This is a genomic window from Mitsuaria sp. GD03876 (assembly GCF_029840635.1).
GTDB lineage: Bacteria > Pseudomonadota > Gammaproteobacteria > Burkholderiales > Burkholderiaceae_C > Roseateles.
On record NZ_JAOCCU010000093.1, the window covers coordinates 1 to 6,036 of the forward strand.

Annotated in this window: 4 protein-coding genes; all 4 read right to left on the reverse strand. The window is 70.5% G+C overall.

The window, feature by feature from the left end; genetic code table 11:
• A partial coding sequence (locus N5D62_RS28225; RefSeq protein WP_279761467.1) for a methyl-accepting chemotaxis protein occupies positions 1-1,765 on the reverse strand: 1,765 nt, incomplete at its 3' end.
• Between the two features lie 143 nt (positions 1,766-1,908).
• Positions 1,909-2,451, reverse strand: a complete 543-nt coding sequence (locus N5D62_RS28230) for a chemotaxis protein CheW (RefSeq protein ID WP_279761469.1) — start codon at positions 2,449-2,451, stop codon at positions 1,909-1,911.
• Positions 2,452-2,473: 22 nt separating this feature from the next.
• Positions 2,474-4,330: a methyl-accepting chemotaxis protein gene (locus tag N5D62_RS28235; RefSeq protein ID WP_279761471.1), complete on the reverse strand. Its 1,857-nt coding sequence runs from the start codon at positions 4,328-4,330 to the stop codon at positions 2,474-2,476.
• 69 nt (positions 4,331-4,399) lie between these two features.
• The coding region (locus N5D62_RS28240; protein ID WP_279761473.1) for a chemotaxis protein CheW at positions 4,400-6,036 on the reverse strand (1,637 nt) is incomplete at its 5' end.

Here is a 6,036-nt window from a genome sequence, read left to right on the forward strand (position 1 = left end):
GGTGCGCCTGGTCCTTCAGGCTCTCGGCGGCGGCGGCCGATTCCTCGACCAGCGCGGCGTTCTGCTGCGTCATCCGGTCCAGCTGCACCACCGCGTCGTTGACCTGCGCGATGCCGCCGCTCTGCTCGGTCGACGCGGCGGTGATCTCGCCGATGATGTCCGTCACCCGCTGCACGCTGTGCACGATGTCGTTCATCGACTCGCCCGCCGCCTGCACCAGCCGCGTGCCGGCCTCGACGCTGGTGACGCTGGCGCCGATCAGCGACTTGATCTCCTTGGCCGCCTCGGCGCTGCGCTGCGCGAGCGAGCGCACCTCGCTGGCCACCACCGCGAAGCCGCGCCCCTGCTCGCCGGCCCGCGCCGCCTCGACGGCCGCGTTCAGCGCCAGGATGTTGGTCTGGAAGGCGATGCCGTCGATGACGCCGATGATGTCGTTGATCTTCTTGGAGCTGGCGTTGATCTCGTCCATCGTCGAGACCACCTGGCCCACCACCTCGCCGCCGCGCGCCGCGGCGGTCGACGCGCTCGACGCCAGCTGGTTGGCGGTCTGCGCCGCGTCGGCCGTCTGGCGCACCGTCGCGGTCAGCTCCTCCATCGAGGACGCCGCCTGCTGCAGGTTGGAGGCCGTCTCCTCGGTGCGCTGCGACAGGTCCTGCGAACCGATCGCGATCTCGCTGGAGGCCGTCGTGATCGAGTTGCTGGCCGCGCGCACGTCCAGCAGGATGCGCTGGATCTTCTCGGCGAACAGGTTGAACGAGGACGCGATGCGGCCGACCTCGTCGCGCCCGCCGGCGGGCAGCCGCTGCGTCAGGTCGCCGTCGCCGGCGCTGATGTCGTCCAGCGCGGCGCGCACGCGGTCCACGCCGCGCAGCATCGCGCTGATCGTGCCGGTCATCGCCAGCGCGGCGATCGCCATCATCACCAGCGCCGTGATCACCGCCGTGCGCAGCAGCGCGCTGAGCGAGGCCAGCGCCTCGTCCTTCTTCGCCGCGACGAAGAGCTGCCAGTCGGTGTCGGGGATCGGCGTGCCGCTGATCAGGAAGGCGTCGCCGCCGACCTGCGCCTCGACCCAGCCCGCGGCCGGGTCCAGCGCCGTGGCCAACGCCTGCGGCGTGAGCTGCTCCGACACCGCCGTCGCGCCCTTGAGCGCGAGCTTGGCGTCGGGGTGGGCGACGATCTTGCCGTCCTTGGACATCAGGAAGGCGAACCCGCCCGGCGTCGGCTTGATCGCCTGGACCGTGGCGACGACGTCGTCCAGGAACACGTCGGTGGCGATGACCGCCTTGGTGCCGCCGCCGCTCTTGTCCGCCGCGGCGAAGGTCACCACCAGGCGGCCCTTGGACGCGTCCATGTAGGGCGCCGTCAGCACCGTGCCGGACGCGGATGCCGCGCCGGTGTACCAGGGGCGGCCGGTGGGGTCGTAGTCGGCGGGGAGGTTCTGCGGCGTGTTGAAGACGATCTTCTTGTCGGCGAAGCCGACGTAGGCCGCCTCCAGCCGCCCGGACTTGGCCGCCTGCTGCAGCAGCGGCACCGGGTCGGCGGCGCCGACCGCCGGCTGCAGCGAGGCGACGATGTCGCGCTGCGTGCGGACCCACTGCCGGATCGCGTCGGCGCGCGCCGCCGCGAGTTCGTCCAGCGCCTGCGAGACCTGCTGCCGGGTGTGGCCCCGCACGGTCACGTAGTTGGCGACGGTGATCGCCAGCAGCGTCAGCGCGACGATGCCGACGCCCAGCGAAATCAATCGCGTCTTGATCGAGTCGAACATGAGGCCTCCTAGGCTCGAGGCGCCGGGCTTTCCGCTCTCGGGCGCCATCCCCCCACGTACCGCTGCTCTCTCTGCGCGCGCCCCGCGGGACGCGCGTACCGACCAGTGAAAACGCCCGGGCGGGCCGGGCGTTTTTCGTTCGATCAGGCGCTGGTCATCGCGTCCATCAGGCCCATGTCCGCGCTGGACATCAGCCCCTCGATGTCGATCAGGATCAGCATGCGCTCGGCGACGGCGCCGATGCCCATGATGAAGCTGGTGTTCACCGAGCTCGAGCTCAACTCGGGCGCCGGACGGATGACGTCGCGGTTCAGTTCCAGCACGTCGGACACCGAGTCCACCACCGCGCCGACGACGCGGTTCTTCACGTTCAGCACGATGACCACGGTGAAGCTGTTGTACTCGGCCGTGGCGCAGCCGAGCTTCAGGCGCAGGTCGACGATCGGGACGATCACGCCGCGCAGGTTGACCACGCCCTTGATGAACTCGGGCGCGTTGGCGATGCGCGTGGGCTGCTCGTAGGAACGGATCTCCTGGACCTTCAGGATGTCGATGCCGTATTCCTCCTGACCGAGGCGGAAGGTCAGGTACTCGCCGCTGGCGGGCGCGGCGCTCGCGCCTTGCGGGACCAGCGCGCCGGAGTTCGCTTGCACGACTTGCGTGCCGGTTTGTTGGACGATTTCCATGTGTTGACCTCGCGGGGGCTGATTAGAAGGTTTCCCAGTCGCCGTCGGCCGCGGCGGTGACGGGACTGGTGGCCGGGGCGACCGGCGCGGGAGTGAAGGGGGCGCTCGCCGCCTTCGGGGCGGCGGGCTTGGGGGGGATCGGCTTGGCCGCGGTCTTCACCGCCGCCTTGGCCACCGGCCTGGCGGCCGCCGGCTTGCGGGCGGCGGGCACGGGCGTGGCCGCCGGGGACTTGGCCGGCGCCGGCACCGACGCGGCCGCCGGGGCCGTGGCGGCGCGCGCGGTGAACGCGGTCGCCGACAGCGCCGGGGCCAGGCCCGAGACGCGGAAGCGGTCGACCACCGAGCCCAGGCGCTCGGCCTGGTCCTTGAGGCTCTCGGCGGCGGCCGCCGATTCCTCGACCAGCGCGGCGTTCTGCTGCGTCATCTGGTCGAGCTGGCTGACGCCCTGGTTGACCTGCGTGATGCCGTCGCTCTGCTCGCTGGAGGCGGCGGTGATCTCGCCGATGATGTCGGTCACGCGCTGCACGCTGGCGACGATGTCGCTCATCGTCGTGCCGGCTTCCTGCACCAGGCGCGAGCCGGTCTCCACGCGCTCGACGCTGGCGCCGATCAGGGTCTTGATCTCGCGCGCGGCCTCGGCGCTGCGCTGCGCCAGCGAGCGGACCTCGCCGGCCACGACCGCGAAGCCGCGGCCCTGTTCGCCGGCGCGCGCCGCTTCCACCGCGGCGTTCAGCGCCAGGATGTTGGTCTGGAAGGCGATGCCGTCGATCGTGCCGATGATGTCGCTGATGCGCTTGGAGCTGCTGTTGATCTCGTCCATCGTCGAGACCACCTGGCTGACCACGTCGCCGCCCTTGGCCGCCGCGCCGGACGCGGAGGAGGCCAGCTGGTTGGCGGTCCGCGCGGAGTCGGCCGTCTGCTTGACGGTGCCGGTCAGCTGCACCAGCGAGGACGCGGCCTGCTGCAGGTTGGAGGCGGTCTGCTCGGTGCGGCTGGACAGGTCCTGGTTGCCGGTGGCGATCTCGACCGAGGCGGTGCGGATCGAATCCGCGGCGGTGCGCAGCTGGCCCACCATCGACTGCAGCGCCTCCTGCATGTGATGCAGCGAGCGCATCAGCTTGGAGGCCTCGTCCACGCCCTGGACCGGCTTCATCGCGCGGGACAGGTCGCCCTCGGCGATCGCCTCGGCCAGCGCCTCGGCCTCGGCCAGCGGCGTGCAGATCGTGTGCATGTTCAGCAGCGTCAGCGGCACCACGACGATCGCGGCGAACACCAGCACCAGGCCGAAGGTCCACAGCACGCCGCCCTGCGTCTTCTCGATGCCGGCGCGCATGTCGGCGGCCTGCGTCTCCATGCGCTTCTCGACCTCGGCGAGCTGCTTCTCGGCCTCGGCGACCTGCGCCTTGGCCGGCTCCAGCAGGCGGTCGGCCACGGCCGCGTGGTCATAGGCGCCGGCCTCGAGCTGGTTGACCACGTTGGCCGCCTTCTGCGCGTAGGCGTCCAGCGCGGCCTTGATCTGCATCAGCACGGCCTTGTCGTCCTCGGGGCTCAGCGCGGCGACCTCGTCCAGGCTGGCGGCCGCGGCCTTGCGCGACGCGTCCCATTGGCCGTGGGCCGCCTTCACGACCTCCGGCTTCTCGTAATTGATGATCATGTCCTTCTCGTAGCGACGGATGTCTCCCATCGCGCCGTGAAGGGCGCCCACGCGCTGGCCGCGGGTCGCGGACTTCTCGAGGAACTCCTGCGTCTGGCCACGCATCGACTGCATGCCGAACAGGCCGACGCTGCCGACCACCATCAGCAACGCCAGCACGATGGCGATCGCGCCGATCATGCGCGTGCGGATGCTGAACTGACGCATCAGTGCACTGAAATTCATGTCTACCTCTTCTGCGTTGAGCGCCGGCTTCGGAGCCGGCGCCCGCCCTGTTTCAACGGCGATCCCGGGTCAATGGCGCGAGCGGCGCACCAGGCTGCCCACGTCCAGGATCAGCGCCACGCGGCCGTCGCCCATGATGGTGGCGCCGGAGACGTCGGTGACCTTGCGGTAGTTCGCCTCGAGGTTCTTGACCACGACCTGCTGCTGGCCGAGGAGCTCGTCCACCAGCAGCGCCACGCGGCCGCCCTCGGCCTCGACGACGACCATGATCGAGCTGACATGCTCGAAGTCGAAGCGGGGCACGTTGAAGACCTGCTCGAGTTCCACCACCGGCATGTACTCGTCGCGGACCTCGACCACGCGGCCGGAGCCGCCGACGGTCTTGATCGTGTCGGACTGGACCTGGAAGGACTCGACCACCGAGGACAGCGGCAGGATGTAGACCTCCTCGCCCACGCCCACGCTCATGCCGTCCATGATGGCCAGCGTCAGCGGCAGGCGCACCGAGACCTTCATGCCGTAGCCCTCGGCGGAGTCGATCTCCACCGTGCCGCCCAGCGAGGTGATGTTCTTCTTCACCACGTCCATGCCGACGCCGCGGCCGGAGACGTCGGTGACCTGGTCCGCGGTCGAGAAGCCCGGCGCGAAGATCAGGCCCCAGACTTCCTGGTCGGTCATCGTGTCGGGCGCGTCGATGCCCTTCTCGCGGGCCTTGCGGATGAGCTTCTCGCGGTTCAGGCCGCGGCCGTCGTCGCGGACCTCGATGACGATGGAGCCGCCCTGGTGGGAGGCGACCAGCGTGATCGTGCCCTGCTCGGGCTTGCCCTTGGCGATGCGGTCGGCCGGCGACTCGATGCCGTGGTCGCAGCTGTTGCGCACCAGGTGGGTCAGCGGGTCGGTGATCTTCTCGACCAGGCCCTTGTCCAGCTCGGTGGCCTCGCCCTGCGTGACCAGCTCGACCTTCTTGCCGAGCTTGGCCGCCAGGTCGCGCAGCATGCGCGGGAAGCGGTTGAACACGACCGACATCGGGATCATGCGGATCGACATGACCGATTCCTGGAGGTCGCGCGTGTTGCGCTCCAGGTCGGCCAGGCCAGAGGCCAGCTGCTGGTACAGGCCGGGGTCGAGGTTGCGGCTGTTCTGCGCCAGCATCGCCTGCGTGATGACGAGCTCGCCGACCAGGTTGATCAGCTGGTCGACCTTCTCGACCGACACGCGCAGCGTGGACTGGTCGGGGCTGGCGCCGCCGGCGCGCGGGGCGACGTCGGTGCGGGCCGGGGCCGACGGCTTGGCCGCCGGGACCGGCACGCTGGCCTTGGCGGCCTCGCTGGCCTTGGCCTCGGCGGCGGTCGCCGCGGGCACGCCCGGGGCGTCGTCGAAGAAGCCGTAGCCGGGGTCCTCGTCCTTCTTGGTCTCCACCGGCGCGCCGGGCGCGCCCTCGTGGAAGCCGAAGCCCTCGCCCAGCGGCAGGATCTTGACCTCCTCGCGCGAGACGTGGAAGGTGAACAGGTCCAGCAGGTCGTTGTCGGTGCTGCCGGTCAGGACCTTGAAGCGGCGCATGCCGTCGGCGGCGATGCCGCCGTCCAGCGGCTCGATCGTGCCCAGGTCGGTGATTTCCTTGAACAGCTCGACCAGGTTGTCCGCCTGCGCCGGGTTGCTCAGCGGGCCGACCAGCAGCTCGAGCTGGCGCACGCTGGACTTCAGCG

Coding starts and splice junctions, on each gene's coding strand:
- N5D62_RS28230 (WP_279761469.1), bottom strand. CDS start 2,451: ATGGAAATCGTCCAACAAACCGGCACGCAAGTCGTGCAAGCGAACTCC.
- N5D62_RS28235 (WP_279761471.1), bottom strand. CDS start 4,330: ATGAATTTCAGTGCACTGATGCGTCAGTTCAGCATCCGCACGCGCATG.